17 protein-coding genes and 1 pseudogene are annotated in these 16,447 nt (G+C 60.0%); 4 read left to right on the top strand and 14 right to left on the bottom strand.

Annotated elements, in window-relative coordinates; translation table 11 throughout:
- Positions 1-75 precede the first annotated feature (75 nt).
- A pseudogene (locus tag NW858_RS02525) lies at positions 76-135 on the top strand (DUF29 domain-containing protein); the annotation flags it as partial.
- A 186-nt stretch (positions 136-321) separates the two neighbouring features.
- Here NW858_RS02525 and NW858_RS02520 read toward each other — a convergent pair.
- From NW858_RS02520 to purB, 7 genes are all read right to left on the bottom strand, one after another.
- The gene (locus tag NW858_RS02520; RefSeq protein ID WP_414519649.1) at positions 322-1,689 is read right to left on the bottom strand and encodes an FAD-binding oxidoreductase; all 1,368 of its coding nucleotides are present in this window, start codon (positions 1,687-1,689) and stop codon (positions 322-324) included.
- A 118-nt stretch (positions 1,690-1,807) separates the two neighbouring features.
- The gene (gene pstB, locus NW858_RS02515; RefSeq protein WP_414334984.1) at positions 1,808-2,605 is read right to left on the bottom strand and encodes a phosphate ABC transporter ATP-binding protein PstB; all 798 of its coding nucleotides are present in this window, start codon (positions 2,603-2,605) and stop codon (positions 1,808-1,810) included.
- Between the two features lie 67 nt (positions 2,606-2,672).
- Positions 2,673-3,560 carry a phosphate ABC transporter permease PstA gene (pstA, locus tag NW858_RS02510; RefSeq protein ID WP_414509841.1) on the bottom strand — a complete coding sequence of 296 codons (888 nt, stop codon included), beginning with the start codon at positions 3,558-3,560 and terminating at the stop codon, positions 2,673-2,675.
- An 18-nt stretch (positions 3,561-3,578) separates the two neighbouring features.
- Positions 3,579-4,550, bottom strand: coding sequence for a phosphate ABC transporter permease subunit PstC (gene pstC, locus NW858_RS02505; RefSeq protein ID WP_414334982.1), 972 nt, complete (start codon positions 4,548-4,550; stop codon positions 3,579-3,581).
- A gap of 273 nt (positions 4,551-4,823) precedes the next feature.
- Positions 4,824-5,903: a phosphate ABC transporter substrate-binding protein PstS gene (pstS, locus tag NW858_RS02500; RefSeq protein ID WP_414348967.1), complete on the bottom strand. Its 1,080-nt coding sequence runs from the start codon at positions 5,901-5,903 to the stop codon at positions 4,824-4,826.
- A gap of 529 nt (positions 5,904-6,432) precedes the next feature.
- Positions 6,433-7,413 carry an aspartate carbamoyltransferase catalytic subunit gene (locus tag NW858_RS02495; protein ID WP_414348966.1) on the bottom strand — a complete coding sequence of 327 codons (981 nt, stop codon included), beginning with the start codon at positions 7,411-7,413 and terminating at the stop codon, positions 6,433-6,435.
- 9 nt (positions 7,414-7,422) lie between these two features.
- Entirely contained in the window at positions 7,423-8,718 is a 1,296-nt protein-coding gene (gene purB / locus NW858_RS02490) for an adenylosuccinate lyase (RefSeq protein WP_414519646.1), read from the bottom strand.
- A gap of 204 nt (positions 8,719-8,922) precedes the next feature.
- Between purB and NW858_RS02485 the strand changes: the two genes are divergently transcribed.
- Entirely contained in the window at positions 8,923-9,372 is a 450-nt protein-coding gene (locus tag NW858_RS02485) for a tetratricopeptide repeat protein (protein ID WP_414519644.1), read from the top strand.
- A gap of 34 nt (positions 9,373-9,406) precedes the next feature.
- Here NW858_RS02485 and lipB read toward each other — a convergent pair whose 3' ends face one another.
- Positions 9,407-10,150 carry a lipoyl(octanoyl) transferase LipB gene (gene lipB / locus NW858_RS02480; RefSeq protein ID WP_414519642.1) on the bottom strand — a complete coding sequence of 248 codons (744 nt, stop codon included), beginning with the start codon at positions 10,148-10,150 and terminating at the stop codon, positions 9,407-9,409.
- Positions 10,151-10,171: 21 nt separating this feature from the next.
- Complete coding sequence (gene trxA, locus NW858_RS02475) at positions 10,172-10,504, bottom strand: thioredoxin (RefSeq protein ID WP_414519640.1); 333 nt, start codon at positions 10,502-10,504, stop codon at positions 10,172-10,174.
- Between the two features lie 218 nt (positions 10,505-10,722).
- Here trxA and NW858_RS02470 point away from each other — a divergent pair, with 218 nt between their 5' ends.
- The gene (locus NW858_RS02470; RefSeq protein WP_414519638.1) at positions 10,723-11,991 is read left to right on the top strand and encodes a hypothetical protein; all 1,269 of its coding nucleotides are present in this window, start codon (positions 10,723-10,725) and stop codon (positions 11,989-11,991) included.
- Here NW858_RS02470 and NW858_RS02465 read toward each other — a convergent pair.
- From NW858_RS02465 to NW858_RS02450, 4 genes are read right to left on the bottom strand one after another with little or no spacing between them, the layout of a single operon-like run.
- Positions 11,954-13,741, bottom strand: coding sequence for a SulP family inorganic anion transporter (locus NW858_RS02465; protein ID WP_414519636.1), 1,788 nt, complete (start codon positions 13,739-13,741; stop codon positions 11,954-11,956). The genes NW858_RS02470 and NW858_RS02465 overlap by 38 nt on opposite strands.
- Positions 13,738-14,313 (bottom strand): rhodanese-like domain-containing protein, encoded by a 576-nt coding sequence (locus NW858_RS02460; RefSeq protein ID WP_414519634.1) that lies wholly within the window; start codon positions 14,311-14,313, stop codon positions 13,738-13,740. The genes NW858_RS02465 and NW858_RS02460 overlap by 4 nt, the downstream gene beginning before the upstream one ends.
- Before the next feature lie 44 nt (positions 14,314-14,357).
- Positions 14,358-14,825 (bottom strand): DUF29 domain-containing protein, encoded by a 468-nt coding sequence (locus NW858_RS02455; protein ID WP_414519632.1) that lies wholly within the window; start codon positions 14,823-14,825, stop codon positions 14,358-14,360.
- A gap of 57 nt (positions 14,826-14,882) precedes the next feature.
- Positions 14,883-15,599 carry an MBL fold metallo-hydrolase gene (locus NW858_RS02450; RefSeq protein WP_414348958.1) on the bottom strand — a complete coding sequence of 239 codons (717 nt, stop codon included), beginning with the start codon at positions 15,597-15,599 and terminating at the stop codon, positions 14,883-14,885.
- A 118-nt stretch (positions 15,600-15,717) separates the two neighbouring features.
- On the opposite strand from NW858_RS02450, the gene NW858_RS02445 reads away from it, so the two are divergent.
- Positions 15,718-16,125, top strand: a complete 408-nt coding sequence (locus tag NW858_RS02445) for an ArsR/SmtB family transcription factor (RefSeq protein ID WP_414334970.1) — start codon at positions 15,718-15,720, stop codon at positions 16,123-16,125.
- On the opposite strand, the gene NW858_RS02440 is transcribed toward NW858_RS02445, so the two are convergent.
- Positions 16,092-16,280, bottom strand: coding sequence for a hypothetical protein (locus NW858_RS02440; protein ID WP_414519630.1), 189 nt, complete (start codon positions 16,278-16,280; stop codon positions 16,092-16,094). The genes NW858_RS02445 and NW858_RS02440 overlap by 34 nt on opposite strands.
- Between the last annotated feature and the right edge of the window lie 167 nt (positions 16,281-16,447).

Genomic DNA, 16,447 nt, shown 5'->3' with positions numbered 1-16,447 from the left:
GGGCAGAAGAAGAGACAAAAGCTCTGCTGTCAAGCGGGTGAGGAAACCCCACCCGCCTACGCGGTGGGGTAGTTCATGTGGCAATATCAACCTCAGCGTCGCTCAGAGAGCTGGCTGGATGCCATCACAGATGCGCGAACTCAGCTTGAATTGGCCCTCGAAGATAGCCCCAGCTTGAGGGGATATCTCGGCCTTTCCGGAGACTTGTCCCTATGCTTTGGAGCTGGCCTTGGCAGAAGATTGACTGTCAAGCCCCTCTCCTTTTGGCAGAGGCAACTCAGAGATCGCTGGATATTAGAGGATAAAGCCCTCTCAGCACTTTCAAGCAGAAGCCCGCCCTTGCCAACTGCGCATCTTGCCGGGGTTAAGCAATCCATAGGGATCCACTTCTTCCTTAAAACGGAGCTGGCGCGGATCCATCACTTTGCGACCCCCCTCTTCGATGATGAAAGTGTGGGGATTGGCGATGAAGACTCCCTGCGCCTCGTGATAGCGCATGATCTCGTTGAGGCGTTCTTCCGTTGTAAAGCGCACAATTTGCAGGCCGACCGGGGTAGCCTGCCCCCGGATGCGAATCCACTCCAGGTGCATCAGCACTTCGTCGCCAAAGTGCTCGTACAGGTGCTGCACCACCTTCAGCTCCCGATCGGGCGGAAAAATCGATTGTAGATAGGTCAAATTGGGATCCACGCTGCGGCAGTGCAGGGTGGTGTGGTTCCAAGAGAATTCCCCCAGCGAGATCCCCTTGCCGGCCTCCTGAGCCGTTTTGTTGTAGACCACCTGGCCGCCATGCTCCCGAATGAGCTCCAGCAACGGCTCTAGGCTGTACTCGGCCACCATCAAGAGGGCCACGGCGGATCCCTGGGGCAAGTAGTCCTGCAAGGGGACGAAGTAGCGAGGGATCGGCCAGGCGTGCAGGCTGATGAGTTTCTTCAGGATCCCATCTGCCTCGGCCAGAGCCTGGCCAAAGTGGGCGCAGGGCATAAACCCCCCCTCCGGCGGGAAGGCCACCACCAGCTCCGCCCAAGGATAGGCCGGCGCCAAGGGAATCTCCACCTCGGTGATGATCCCGTTGAGGCCCCAGGCATGGCTGACTTTAAACACGTCGTCTCCCCGCAGCTCCAGGGCCCGCGGCTCCTCTTCGACTGTAATCACCCGCAGCCCTAAGATGTTGCCCCGATCCAGCAGTTGGCCGTAGGTCACAGAGCCGATGCCGCCGCTACCGCCGGCAATGAACCCCCCAATAGTCGCCGTGCGGTAGGTGGAAGGGGCCATACGGATCTCCCAGCCCAGCTCGCGGGTGTGTTTGTCGATGGCCATCAGCTTGGCCCCCGCCTGTACCCGCGCCAAGCCCGGCTTGGCCCAGATTACCTGGTTGAGCTTGCTCATGTCCAGGATCACACCGCCAGCTAGGGGGATGCACTGGCCATAGTTACCGGTACCGGCGCCGCGCACGGTCAGGGGTACTCTCCACTTGGCACAGGCCGCCGCCACCCGCATCACTTCTGCTTCATCGGCAGGGCGCACCACCACCTCCCCGCGCTTGTTGCTCAACTGGCGGCTGAGCACAGGGCTGTAGTGGTAAAAGTCCAGCGACAACTTGGCAACTTGCGCCGGATCGGTGATGGTTTCAAGGTCGGCCAGCTCAGAAAGCAAGGCCTGCAATTTTCCAGAAGCAGCAACGGTCATAGGGATCCCCAATTGGATAGCAGGCTACTCAGACTCCATTGTCTGTGCAAAGGGCCGGCAGAAAGGCTCGCCAGAAACAGAAAACGCTTCTCCAGGGGATCCCGGCCCGTCCCGAGCATCAGCCGAAGCGGCCCTCTACGTAGTCTTTGGTCGCCTCTTTGGCAGGGCTGTTGAAGATCACCTCCGTTCGGTCGAACTCCACCAGTTCGCCCACGCGGTTGGATCCCACCAGCTCCACGCTGAAGAAAGCCGTCATGTCCGAGACGCGGCTGGCCTGCTGCATGTTGTGGGTGACGATAATGATGGTATAATCCTGCTCCAGCTCCTTCATCAGCTCCTCGATACGGCGGGTGGAGATGGGATCCAAAGCCGAGCAGGGCTCGTCCATGAGGATGACATCCGGCTGTACCGCCAGGGCGCGGGCAATACACAAACGCTGCTGCTGCCCCCCAGACAAAGACTGGCCATTTTCTTTCAACTTGTCTTTCACCTCATCCCAAAGGGCGGCCCGCTTGAGCGAAGTTTCCACCACCTCGTCCAAGTCCACTTTCATCCCCAGCACCCGCGGGCCATAGGCAACGTTGTCGTAGATGCTCTTGGGAAAAGGGTTGGGCTTCTGGAACACCATGCCAATGCGCCGCCGCACCGCCACGGGATCTACGTTTTCGGCGTAGAGGTCTTTGCTGTGGTAGGTAAGTTTGCCCTCGACACGCGCCCCCGGGATCAAGTCATTGGTGCGGTTAAAGCAGCGCAGGATGGTACTTTTGCCACAGCCAGAAGGCCCGATAAAAGCCGTAATTTGCCGGGCGGGAATATCCATGGTGACGTTTTTCACCGCTAGGTTCGAGCCATAGTAGACACTCAGGTTTTCCGTTCGGAAGACGTAGGTGGTTGAGTTAGCAGATTGAGTTTTCATGATCCCACTCGCAGAAAGTTCGTCAAGAGGCTAATTCACACCTGGCCGCTGTCCGACAAGGCTTAAACTATCTTCTGGCTTTGTAGACCAGGAAGCGGGCCAGCAAGCTGGCTGCCAAAACAATGGCCAGCAGCACCAGGGCTCCTGCCCATGCCAGCTCCTGCTGCACCTTGAAGGGAATAATTGAGAAGAAGTAAACCATCACCGGCAGGGTAGCCACCGGTCCAAACAGGTTGGTTGACCAGAAATTGTTGTTGAAGGAAGTAAAAAGTAGAGGTGCTGCCTCGCCGGCAGCCCGCGCCAAGGCCAAGATTAAGCCTGTTACAATGGCCGGAGCTGCTGCCGGCAGGACGATGCGCATTGTGGTCTGAAAGCGAGTGGCCCCCAGGCCAACCGAAGCCAAACGCATATCCGGCGACACCAAAAGCAGCGCCTCTTCCGTGGAGCGGATGACAATGGGCAGCATCAACACGCCCAGGGCAACTCCCCCCGAAAAAGCCGAGAAGCCGGATCCCCGCACCACCAAAGCGTAGGCAAACAGGCCGCAGAGAATGGCCGGCACGCCCGTGAGCACGTTACAGGAGAACTTGACCAAGTAGGCCAAGCGGCTGCCGCGGCCAAACTCCGACAGGTAAACGGCCGCTAGGATCCCGAAGGGAAAGCTCAAAGCCGCCCCCGTGGCCAGAACCATTACGCTGCCGACGATAGCGTGGCCAAACCCCCCCTCTGCTAACCCTGGAGCCGGGTAGCGAGTCTCGGTGAGGACGTCCCAGCTTATCCTCTGGATGCCCTCCTTACCGATGTCCCACAGCACCCAAGATAGGGCAGCCATGATGGCGGCCACAAACAGTCCGCTCAGCAGCGTCAAGGCAGTGCCCCTATATCTCCGCAGGGGGGGAACAGCGGCACGGCTAATGTCGATCTCCTCAGGAACAAGCTGGGCTGACTGGGACATGATGACGAGGCTCCTCGGTTACTGCTCCAAGTTTTGAAACTTGCGGATGATGATTTCGGCCATAACGTTAACCAACAGGGTCAGCACCATCAACACCACACCGGCATACATAAGGGCCGACACCTGCAGGCGTCCTGCCTCGCCAAACTGGGAAGCAATCAAGCCGGTAATGGTGGATCCTGGCTGCAGCAGGGAGATGTTGATGCGGTTGGCGTTGCCGGAAATCATTGCTGCCACCATGGTCTCCCCCAAGGCCCGTCCCAATGCCAGCATGATCGAGCTGACAATGCCCGACAGGCCCGCCGGGATCATCACCGTCAAGATCGTCTCCCAGCGGCTGGCTCCCAACGCCAAGGCGCCCTCTTTGAGGCCCCGGGGCAGCGATTCAAGGGTGCTGCGGGTGATGGAAATGATGATGGGGGAAATCATGATCCCCAGCACCATGGCTACAATCAACAGACTGGGGCCTCGGGGAGCCGGGCCGCCGAAGAAAGGGATCCACCCCAGCGTCTGATTGATGGCTCGGAAGATGGGCCGCACCGCCGGAATGAGCACAAAGATGCCCCACAGCCCCAGCACCACACTGGGAATGGCCACGATCAGCTCAATGGCAAAGGCAATCGGCGCCGTTATCCACTTGGGGGCAAAATCTTCCGTCAAGAAAATGGCGGTGCCGATGCCCAGAGGAATGGCAAAAATCAGGGCCACCAGAGAGGTCATCAAACTGCCGTAGATCTGGGGCAACACCCCATAGATGTTTTCCACCGGGTTCCAGCGGCTGGTGACCAGAAAGCCCAAGCCAAACTGGCGCATGGCCGGCAGGGCTGCCTCAGTGGTCTGCACGATCACCCAAATGAGAATGATGCCGGCAAACCCTGCCAGCACCAAAGTTAGGCGGACAAAACCCACGTCGAGGGCGCGGGAAACATCCATTTTCTTTTCAATAGCAACATCCGTTGATAAGTCGTAGTCTCTGGCTGCCGAAGTCATAGGATCCCCGCTGTGGCAATTCTACTGGTGGGCAGATTGTGGCAAAACCTCTCTCACCCTACATTCCATCGGTGTTGCAGTTGTCTGTGTCCTGGCCAACAGTGAACACCAAAAGCTTGTTAGACTCAGACTGGTGACAACGTCAAAAGTCAGTGCCGACAGAACTTTTACCCGTTAAAAATCAGCAAAGCGGCAAGCCAGTAGCCAACAGGAAGAGCACAGCCTCTTGTTGACCACTGGCCCTCAACTAACACCTTTCAACAGGACAGCAACTCATCGCTTCGCGTTGGGGTTGACCTTGATCTTATCCAGCTCGGCGAAGATCCGCTGGATGGCCGGCTCCGGCATGGGGATGTAGTCCAGTTCTTTGGTGATGGCTTGGCCCTCTGGCCCCTGCGTCCACTTGATGGCTTCCACCAGCTTCTTCAGCTTTTGCTCGTCAGGATATTCGCGGTAGAGCATCACCCAGAACAAACCAACGATGGGGTAGTCGTCAGGCCCTTCGGGATCCGGCACCAGCAGGGCAAAATCTTCGGGCAGGGGAGCGTTGAGGGCAGAAGTAGCCCGCTCAGGAGAAAACTCGACAATCTTGCCCGCTTTGTTTTCTATGCGAGCAGTAGTCAGTTGCTCCAGCTTGGCAAAGGACTGGTTCACATAGCCAATCGCCCCTGGCTCCTGCTTGATGGTGGCGGCTACCCCTTCGTTGCCCTGGGCACCGATGCCAACCGGCCACTCCACCGTGGTTCCCACGCCGCCCTTCCAGTTGGGGCAAGCAGCGTTGATGTGGTTGCTGAACACGAAGGTCGTCCCAGAGCCGTCGGAGCGGTGCACCCAGGTGATGTCCAGCGCGGGCAGCCGACTTGCCAGGTTGGGGTTTTGGGCCTTGATGCGAATGTCGTCCCAGCGGGTGATTTCGCCGGTAACAATGCCACAGTAGGTTTCCCGCTTGAGCACGAGCTCTTTGTCGCCGATGCCGGGCAGGTTGTAGGCAAATTCAATGGCGCCCCCCGCCAGAGGCAGTTGCAGGGGCTCGTAGCCGTATTTCTCTTTGAAGCTCTTGTAGCGAGAGGCGTTGTACTTTTCGGTCATCGGACCCTCGGAAGCACCGAAGTCCACCGTGCCGTTGATGTATTGCTCCAGACCGGCACCGCTCCCAACAGACTGGTAGCTGACTTGCACATTGGGATCTACGGTGCGATTGTAGGCATCAAACCAGCGCTGCAGCAGCGGCGCAGCGAAGGTAGCACCTGCGCCAGAGATTTGCACGGTTTGGGCTTGGGCCGGGGCCAGCGCCAGGGCTCCCACCGCCAGAGCCGCGATAGAAGAAACAGAAGCAGAGAGCAGAGATCGCATAAGAAAGAAATGTCTGATTTTAATCGACGCCTATAACTCTACAACCTCAAGGTTAAGAGTAGAATATGTTAAGGTTAAGTTTAGGTTAAGCCAGAAGAAAAAGTCGGTGTCTTTCTGAATGAGGTGATTGCTATGAGCTCTTGATTTTTTACCTGGTGATTTGCTTAGGTTTAGATAGCAGCAAAAAATGATCCTGGAGCTCAGGATCTGTGAAAAGCTTATTTTGCAAGACTTTTAGCTTGTCTTAGACTTGGCTAGATGACCTCGATCCAAATAAAAGATGATGCTGGCCAGCCAGAAAAAAAGTTTGAACAGAAGATAAGTTGCGCAGAGCCTAGAGCAGAAAGCTGCCCCAAATCTTGCCAAGCTTATATAGGCTTATGTAGGGTTCAATGTGTCCAAAAGAGCCCCCGCAAGAGCTTCTTTCTTGCTTTTGCGGAGAGCGTTGAGTTGGCTAGAAGAGTAACCTCAGCACTCTAGACGTCAAGCAGCTCCTCAAGTTCCCCGACCAGAGGGGAAAGGGGGAGGTCTAAGCCGGGATCCGCCCGCCGCCCATCAGGTACAGCAAAGCCATGCGCACCGCCACGCCGTGGGCAACTTGCCGCTCGATGAGGTTGAGGCTGGGATCCTCCATCACTTCAGAACTCAGTTCCACGCCGCGGTTGACCGGGCCGGGGTGGAGAACCCTCACCTCGGGGTGGCACAGGCGCAGCCGCTGCTGGGTGAGGCCGAAAAGGTGGTGGTATTCCTGCAGGCTGGGGATGAGGAATTCGCTCATCCGCTCCCGTTGCAGGCGCAGGGCGATGACGAAGCGGGCTCCTGCTAGGGCCGGCTCCAACTGCCAGTGCACCGGCAGAGTATGGCCGGGCACAAACTGGGCAAAGTCTTTGGGCAACAGGGTGGGCGGGCCGGCCAAGTGGACGTCTGCGCCAGCGGCCACTAGAGCATAGATGTTGGAGCGGGCTACCCGCGAGTGGAGGATGTCACCGACGATGGCCACCTTCACCCCCTGCAGCAGCTCGAGGCGAGGTCGCTGCGGATCCAGGTGGCTACAGAGGGTAAATAGATCCAGCAAAGCTTGAGTGGGATGTTCGTGCAGGCCATCTCCCGCGTTTAGCACCCCCGCTGGGGATCCGCGGCGATTGATCTCGGCGGCCAACTGCTGCGGCACCCCGGCCTGGGCGTGGCGGACGATGAGCACGTCGGATCCCATGGCCAAAAAGGTGCGAGCCGTATCCAAAATGGTTTCCCCCTTGCTTAGCGAAGAGGTGCCGGGGGAAAAGTTGAGCACATCCGCTGACAGGCGCTTGGCCGCCAGCTCAAAGCTGTTGCGGGTGCGGGTGGAAGGCTCGAAAAACAGCGTCACCACCACCTTCCCCTGCAGGGTGGGCACCTTGGGCAGCCGCCGGGTCAGCACTTCCTGAAAGCTGGCGGCGGTTTGCAAGACAATTTGATACTCTTCGCGGGTAAAGTCCGCCAGCCCCAAGACATGTTGCCGCTGCCAAGCCATAGGGGATCCTCAAATGCCCAAGCGGGCAAAGATCTCGTCCAGGTGGGTGAGGTGCCGCCGCGGGTCAAAGCAAGCCTGCAGCTCCGCCTCGCTCAGGTGGGCCATTACTCTGGGATCCGCCAGCAGATTGGCGTGGAAATCTCCGCCGGCTTGGTTCCAGGCGCGGTGGGCATTTTCCTGCACCAGTCGGTAGGCTTCCTCACGGCTCAAGCCCTTCTCCACCAAAGCCAAAAGCACCTGCTGGCTAAAGACAACACCACCGTAGAGGGTGAGGTTGCGCTCCATGTTGGCAGGGTAAACCTGCAGGTGGCGCACCAGATCTGCCATGTTGACCAGTAGGTAGTGGCAGAGGATGGAGGCATCGGGCAGGATGACCCGCTCTACAGAGCTATGGGAAATATCCCGCTCATGCCAAAGGGGAATGTTTTCCAGGGCCGAGACAGCATACCCCCGCAAGAGGCGGGCAATTCCCGTCAGTTGTTCAGACTTGATGGGGTTGCGCTTGTGGGGCATGGCGGAGGATCCCTTTTGGCCGGGGGCAAAGTACTCCTCAACCTCCAGCACCTCTGTCCGCTGTAGGTGGCGGATCTCGGTGGCAAAGCGCTCCAGAGAAGAGCCAATCAAAGCCAAGGTCTGCACATACTCAGCGTGGCGATCGCGGGAGATCACCTGCGTCGAGGCCGTATCCGGTTTGAGGCCTAAGCGGGCGCAGGCCAACTGTTCCACCTGGGGGGGCACATTGGCGTAGGTACCCACGGCGCCGGAGATCTTGCCCACGGCGACCACCTCCCGTAGGCGCGCTAGGCGCTCCTGATGGCGCAGGCACTCGGCCAGCCAGCCGGCCAGCTTAAAGCCAAAGGTAATGGGCTCGGCATGGACGCCATGGGTGCGGCCCATCATCAAGGTGTAGCGGTGTCGGCGGGCCTGCTCACGCAAAGCAGCGATGAGATCGGCCAGCCGAGCTTGCAAGATCTCAACCGAGGCTACAAGCTGCAGGGCCAAGGCTGTGTCCAACACATCCGAGCTGGTCAAGCCCAGGTGGATGTAGCGCCCCGCCTCGCCCACATGCTCGTTGAGGTTGGTCAAGAAGGCAATAACATCGTGCTTGACTTCCGCCTCGATTGCCAAAACCCGCGCCGGGTCAAAGGCAGCTTTGGCTTTGATCTCCTGCAGAGCCTCTTGAGGGATCCGCCCCAGCTCCGCCTGCGCCTCACAGACGGCCAGCTCTACTTGTAGCCAGGTCTGGAGCTTGTGGGCGGTGGACCAAATCTGGCCCATTTCCGGCAGAGTGTAGCGCTCGATCAAGGTGCCTTTTCCGTCAGTACGATAGGATAAGCCAAGCTATTTTAGCTAATCCGCCTCTCATCCCGGGTCCAAAGCGGGGCTTCTCGGCGGGTTGGTTAAGTGCAAGGATGGCCCCTCTTGCGGGCAGTCTATACTGGACTGGGTTGGGATCCTCAGCGGAGCACGATGAAGCGGCGATGGGGAAGGGTGGCTCTCATAGGTTGCTTGGCGGCATTCCTGACTCCTGCCCCCGCCCTCTCTTTGCCCACCTCCCCCACTCCTCCTGAGCAGACCTCGGCCCGAAGCCCTGCTTCCGAGTTTAACTGGCAGGGATCCCTCAAGTTGCTGCGCGGGGATCCGGTGGCGGCTTTGGCGGATCTGGATCAGGCAGTAGAGTTGGATCCCACCTATGCGCCAGCCTACGTTAACCGCAGCTACGTTTACAACCAGTTGCGCCAGCCCCAAAAGGCCTTAGCCGATGCGGAGCGGGCCATCCAGTTGGATCCGGGGATCCCAGAGGCCTACTTTAGCCGCGGCGTGGCCCACCTGCAACTGGGGGAGCGAGAGGCTGCTATGGCTGCCTTTCGCCAGGCCTTGGCTCTTTTTTCCCAAAGCGGCAACTTTGCTGACCAAGCCATCCTGCAGCAACTGCTGCGCCAGTTGGGGGTGGAGTAGTCGCCCTTGGATTGAATCTAGGGCCATCTCGGATTTAGACAAACCAAGGAGGCTCTCCCAACCACTCGGCCAGGGAAACTGCCTGTGCCTGCAGCCTGAAGACATGACAAAAAGATTGCACCAACACTGGGGCTACGGCAGCCATTGTTACCCCCGGACAAAACTGCACCAGGGATCCCACCGGGCGATCGGGGATCCCACAGGGCACGATGGCCGCGAAGGCAGGCAGATCCGGACAGACGTTGAGGGCAAAGCCGTGGTAGGTAACCCAGCGGGAGACCTTGATGCCGATGGCCGCCACCTTGTGGCCTTGCACCCAAACCCCTGTCAGGCCAGGGATCCGCTCCCCCCGCAGGCCAAAGTGGGCTACGGTCTGGATGAGCACCTCTTCTAGGTGGCGCAGGTAGCAGTGCAGATCCGGCTGGCCATGGGAGCCGTAGACAGTCCTATGGCGCTTTAGGTTCAGTAGGGCATAGCCCACCCACTGGCCCGGCCCGTGGTAGGTCACCTCGCCGCCCCGCTCCACCCGCAGAATCTCCGGCCCCTCAGGAGCAGGGGACTCTGGCTGAGTATCCGGGGATCCTATCCGTCCAGCCAGGCTTTTGAGAAACTTGGGATCGGCCCCTGCCCCCAGGGTGTAGACCGGCGGGTGGGTGAGCAACAAAAGCCCATCCGGCACCTCAGGATCGCGGATCATCCGGGCCAACCGGGCCTGCTGCCAAGCCCAAGCGGTGCGGTAGGGCACCTCTCCTGCCAGGTGAACTTGGAGAAGCGGCACAGGCTCCAACCCTTGCCCAGATCAGGCCACCGGTAAGTTGACCTGGGCCCGTAGCCGCTCGAGCAGAGCTCGGGGATGTAGCAGCCCTTCAATGCGGTCAACCGGCTTCCCGTCTTTAAACAGGATCAGAGTTGGCACGGCGTAGATCCCCCAGCGGGCAGCGATGTTGGGGTACTTTTCGGTGTCGACCTTAACAAAGGAGATGGCGTCCCCCACTTGGGGCTTCACCTGCTCCAACACCTGGGCCATGACCTGACAGGGACCACACCAGGTGGCGTAAAAATCCACCAGAATGGGAGTTTCGGATCCCTGGATCATATCGTCAAAGCTTTTGAACTGCTGTTTGTGGGCCATGGGCGACCTCCGCAGGATGCTGTAGAAAAACTTAGAATGCAACCTATTTGTAGTCTAAATGTTTGAGATGGAAATGTGGGTAGAGATTCTGCGACCGCTTGCTGTCGGTTTCCCGGTAGGATGGCTAGGGCTTGGTCGGTACCTGTAGTCTAGGGGGCGGGCTGGACGGAAGGGGCAGGCTTTAGCAGGGCTTAACGATTGCAAGGAGTGGGATCCCGATGGCAACAATCCGGATGGTAAGCCGAGGTGTGGTGGCCGGCGTATTGGCTGGGGTGGTCTTGAGCCTCTGGGGGATCTGGCGTTGGCTGGGGGATCCCTCAGGCTGGATTCAGGTGGTGGCCGGGCTGCTCTTGAGTTTGGCGACGGTGCTGTACTGGCGGAAGACCCGCCCCGCCGACTGCCTGGTGGTGGAGCCGCAGAGCTGGCACCTCAACCGCCTCAGCCCCGATCACTGGCTGATCCAGGCGGAGTTCGTGGCCCGCAACCTCAACCCCATCTTTGAGGTCACCTTGGCCCAGGTGCAGCCGCGACTGCATTTGCTCAGTGCCAGCTCCATCGAAGGGATCCAAACCCAGATCCGCCTGCGCTCCCGCCATGTGGATCTGCCCCCTCGCCAGGACAACTACTGGCAGGCCTACATCATCACCCCCCAAAGCCAGACCGGCTTGGAAGTGGAGATCGAGCTGAGGGGGGAAGGGCTGACAGATTTGCGCTCGGCCTGGCTGGAGCTGGACTACGTCCAGTACGGGCGGCAGCGGCGCACCCTTAAGACTAGCCACCTAATCCTGCCCTTGCAGGAAGTGGATCCCTTGCCGGAGCTGGCCTGGCAGCAGCAGGGGCCGGTGAGTTGGGCTGCCATTCCCACCCCTCTGCTTACCCCCAGCGATGACCTTGCCGAGGTGCTGCAGCGCTACGTGGGCCCTCACATCCAGCCCGGTGATATCGTGGCCATCTCGGAAAGCGCGGCGGCCATCGTCCAGGGCCACTTTCGCCATCCCCTGCAGGTGCAGCCTGGCTGGCTAGCCCGCACCCTCTGCTACTTCTTCCCCTCCAAGACCAGTCTCTCAAGCTGCTACGGGATGCAGACGCTGATCGACTGCTCGGGAGCCTGGCGGGTGCTGGGGGCTTTTGTTGTCGGATCCCTGGCCAAGTTGTTGGGGATCCCAGGGGTGTTCTATGCCCTGGCGGGGGAGCAGGCCGACCTCATCGACGATGTCACCGGCACCTTGCCTCCCTACGACCAGTTCATCGTCTTGGGGCCGCGGCATCCAGCTAAGCTGGTGGCCGAGCTCCACGCCCAGACCGGCTACGAGGTGGCCATTGTGGATGCCAATGACCTAGGTGAGGTAAGCGTTCTGGCGGCCAGCCCAGGGGTGGAGCGGGAGCTGGTGGAGCAGGCGCTGCGCAAGAACCCGGCGGGCAATGCGGCGGAGCAGACACCCCTGGTGCTCATCCGGAAGCGGCTGCCGGCATCGCCTGGGATTTGAGTGCCTGCATCGCCTGGTGGGTCGACAAGAAAAAGCGCTCAGCGCCCACTTTCTCCACAAACCCCACCCTTTTGAGGCAATCCATCACCGGCCCCTTCACCTCGGCCAGGGCAAAGCCCACCCCCATCTGGTGCAGACGTTCCACCAATTCGGTCAGGGCCTCCAGAGCGCTGCCGTCGATGAAGTTAATGGCGCTGGCCACCAGCAGCACCTGTTCCACTGCTGGCCGCGCTGCTACCTCTTGCAGAATGTACTCCTGCAGGTAGGCGGCGTTGGCAAAAAACAGGCTCTCATCCACTCGCACCGCCAAGATGCGCGGATCGGTAATCACCTCATGGCGCAGCACGTTGCGGTAGTGCTCGGTACCCGGCACCTGGCCAACGATGGCAATGTGGGGGCGACTGGCCCGCCAGAGGAAGAGAAGGATGGAGACCAGCACCCCCAGACCAATCCCCCGCTCCACCCCAATTGCCAACACGCTGGCAAAGGTGAGCAGCCAAACGAGGGCATCGCCGCGGTCGTAGCGCCAGCTCTGCAGCAGGGGGTGAAAATCCACCAGTCCCAGCACCGCCACCAGCACAACGGCAGCTAGGGTGGCCTGGGGCAGGAAAGTAAACAAGGGCATCAGCCAGATCATGGCCAGGGCTATCAGGGATCCCGTAATGACCGAGGCCAGACCGCTGTTGGCCCCCGCCTGAGCGTTCACCACCGAGCGGCTGATCCCACCCGTGACCGGAAAGCCACCGCTGACGGCTGCTGCCACGTTGGCCACTCCCAGGGCCACCAGATCCTGGTTGGGATCCACTTTCTGCCGCCGCTTGCTGGCCAGGGCCTGGGCCATGGCATAACTTTCCGTAAAGCCCACCAAGCTGAGGGTTAGGGCGGTGGGCAGCAGGGATCCCCATTCTGGCCAGCTCAGTTGGGGAAACGTCAGCGGTGGCAGGCCAGCCGGAATGGATCCCACCACCGCCACTCCCGCTCTCTCCGAGAGATTCAACCGCCAAACCAGCAGGGTGGTTAAGAAAACGGCCGCCAGGGGAGCACTCTTGGTGAGCAGCAACTCCCAGAGGAGCGGGATCCCCCAGCGGCGCAGTTGCGCCGGCAGCTTCTGCTGGGCATACACCAACAGGGCGATGGACAACAGCCCCAGCCCCAGGGTGGCCCAGTTGACCCCATCCAAGCTCTGCCACAGCCGTTGCACTAGCAGCCAGAAGGACTCGGTGTTGGCAATCTTCACCCCCAGCAGATGGCGAAGCTGGCTAAGGGCAATGATTAGGGCTGCGGCGCTGCTAAAGGCCGTTATAACCGAGTGGCTCAGGAAATTGGCCAAAAACCCCAGGCGCAACAGCCCTACCCCTAGCTGGATCAGGCCCGCTTCCAGAGCTAAGCCCAGCGCCAACTGGCCATACTCCGGGCTGCCCGGCTCGGCCAGCGGCTCCAAACCCGAGGCTACCAGCAGGGCGATGATGGCCACCGGCCCCACCGACAAAGCCCGGCTGGATCCCAGGAAGCCGTAGGCGATCACCGGCAGGATGCTGGCGTAGAGGCCTGTCTCGGGGGGCAGGCCGGCCAGCAGCGCGTAGGCCATGCTCTGGGGCACCAACAGGATGGCCGAGACCACCCCGGCAATGAGATCCCCCGGCAGATCCTCTCGCTGGTAGCGAAGCCACCACAGGGAATCCTTGGCCAAGGGCAGGTAGCGCGCCCAAACCCCCTGCTTTGGGGAAGAGGCGGACGGGATCCCGCTCATAGCGTCTGACCCCGGTTCCAGGGCAGGCGGGCCAAAAGCAGCGCCAGGCCACAGGTGTTGGTGATCCCGGCAAACACCAGCCCCGCCCCCACAAAGCCGCTCAATACCAGCCAGCCGGGATGGACAAAGGCTCCCAGCAGGGTTCCTACAAGCACCAGGGATCCCGCTGTAATCTGCACCTGTCGCATTAGCGAGATGGGCGCGTTGCGGGTGCGGGTGGTGGGCAGCTTGGCGGCCTTCCACGCTTCGATCCCGCCTTTTAGGTTTATCGCTTCCGGCCAGCCGTATTCGAGCAACTGACAGCCGGCACGGATGGAGCGGCTGCCCATGCGGCACTGCAGCACCACCGGCTTTTCTGGTGTCGAGGCCGGCACCTTGGCGGGGTCAAAGGTAGATAGAGGCATGTTGATCGCCCCCGGGATCCGCTCGTCGCGGTATTCTGCCGGCTCCCGTACGTCAATGAGCTGTACCCGCCCTTGATCCAGCCACTGCTTTAAAGTCCAAGCGTCGATCTCCTTGAGACGGGGATCCCGTTCCTGCTGAGCTGTAGGATTTTGTTGGGCTACGGTCATGGTTTCTTCCTTGCTTCTAGGGTTGTTGTAAGACTTAGGGATTTCTAATCTTCCTCCTCCAGCAACCTGCTGGGCTCGCCAGGATAAAACTGGCTATCCAGGATTTGCTCAGGAGAATAAGGGCAGGTCTGGGGAAAAGTCTTTCTGGGCAGCTTGGTCTCTTCTAGAGCCAGTTGGAGCGCCCTCAGGTAAGACTTGGAGATGGCCTCCGGCAAATAGGGCCTCAGGCTTGGGTTTTCCTCCAGCAGATCCAGAACTTCCTGCCGCTGCACCTGTAGGGTAAGAAGCCAGCTTACCGATCTGGCCTGCGGCTGATACTCCCACTTGAGGAGGTGCCCCACCAAAACCCCCAGCCGGTTGCGCAGCTCTTGCCGCTGTTGCCTGCCCAACGATTCCATCTCATCAATCAAATGGGGCAGATCTAGCTTCTCCCAAGCCCGCTCCCGCAGAAATTGGGCTTGTTGCTGAGTCCAAGCATAGAAATCCCTCTCATAGAGATTTTGGCGATCCACTCTCAACCCTCCCCTTTCTGACGGGCTGCCTGAGAGAAGTCTAGCCAGCCCTAGCAACTAAACTGCGGCTGCCACTTGGCCGCACTGCTCGTTGGCCGGCACCGCTTCCTGGATCTTCTTGGGCTGCGGCAGGTTGAGGCTGTTCATCAGGGCAATAAAGCTCTCCCGCGAGCGCAGCTTACCGGTTTCCGGATCCACGAAGCGGGGGTTCCAGCGCTTCTCCTCGCCAATGGTGGAGACGGTGTGTCCCCGGTAGTCATGGCCGGGATAGACCAGCGTCTCGTCCGGTAGGGTAAACAGGTGCTGCGTCACGTGGTCGTACATCAAGCCGGGATCCCCACTTTGGAAATCGGTGCGCCCGCAGCCGCGAATGAGCAGGGCATCGCCGGTCAGAACGCGATCCCCATTGACGCGGTAGGTCATGTGGCTGTCGGTGTGGCCCAGGGTGGCGATGGCCTCGATGACAATGGATCCCACCTGCAGCGTTTCCCCATGGCCGATGAAGCGGTCGGCACATTGTGCCTTGGCCTGAACCGGCACCACCCCTTGGCAGCCGCTCAACTCCCGCAGCTTGCCGGTGCCGGTGATGTGGTCGGCGTGAACGTGGGTCTCCAGGCAGTACTTCAAGGTCAGACCCAGCTCTTGAATTAACTTCCAGTCCCGCTCCACCTGCTCCAACACCGGATCCACCAGTACGGCCTCGCGGGTGTCTGGGTCTGCGATTAAATAAGTGTAGGTGCTCGTCTCGGAGTCGAACAGTTGGCGAAATAGCATGCTGCCCTCCTGTCTGTTGACAAAACCCGAAAGCGATCCGAATTCGAGTCTCTAGAGCTACTATATAACTATTTAGTGTTAAAATCAAGCTACCACCTCCCTCAAGACAGAACAGACTATGGATTGGGACAAGCTCGTGAAAGGTGGCAAAGACGAGTGCCAGTTGACCCTGACGCCGGAAGTGCTGACCAGCGTAGCGGAGTACTTCAAGGTTTTGGCGGAGCCCAGCCGGCTGCAGATCCTGTGTCAGTTGCGCTCGGGGCCCAAGAACGTTACCCAAATCCTAGAGGCCACCGGCATGGGCCAGGCCAACGTTTCCAAACATCTCAAGATCCTGGCGCAGGCAGGGATCGTCAGCCGCGAGCCCAGGGGCGTGAGCGTCTACTACCAAATTGCGGATCCCATCTGTTTTGAGCTGTGCGAGGTGGTGTGCAAGCAGTTAATCAAGCGCCTCAAGCAGCAGGCTCAGCAACTGGAACCCCTGGCGGCCCTTCACTCCGGCAGGCTGAGCCGCGGAGGTTCCTGAGGGCGGGGACGGCGCAGCAGCAGGGGAAGGCTCAGCAGCCCAAACAGGGCCACAACGGCAGCCATGATCCAGATGAGGAAACGGCTGGGGCGAAAGTCGCCTGCCTCGATTTGCCGCATCACCTGGTTGTAGCGCCAAGCAGAAAGGCCGATCATCAGGATTCCAAAGATCACCAACAGGAGGCCCAAGTTCTGGGTGCTCAGGAGGCCGTGCGCCGGGGCGGGTTGCTCAGGGGAGTGGGCGGCTTCAACGTAAGGCGCGGGATTCCCCACCCGGGTGGGGAGGGATAGCGCCTCCTGACTGATTCTGGATATATCGCTTC

The sequence above is a fragment of the Synechococcus sp. H55.10 genome (assembly GCF_047502715.1).
Taxonomy (GTDB): domain Bacteria; phylum Cyanobacteriota; class Cyanobacteriia; order Thermostichales; family Thermostichaceae; genus Thermostichus.
This window is presented reverse-complemented; position numbering and strand designations above follow the sequence as displayed.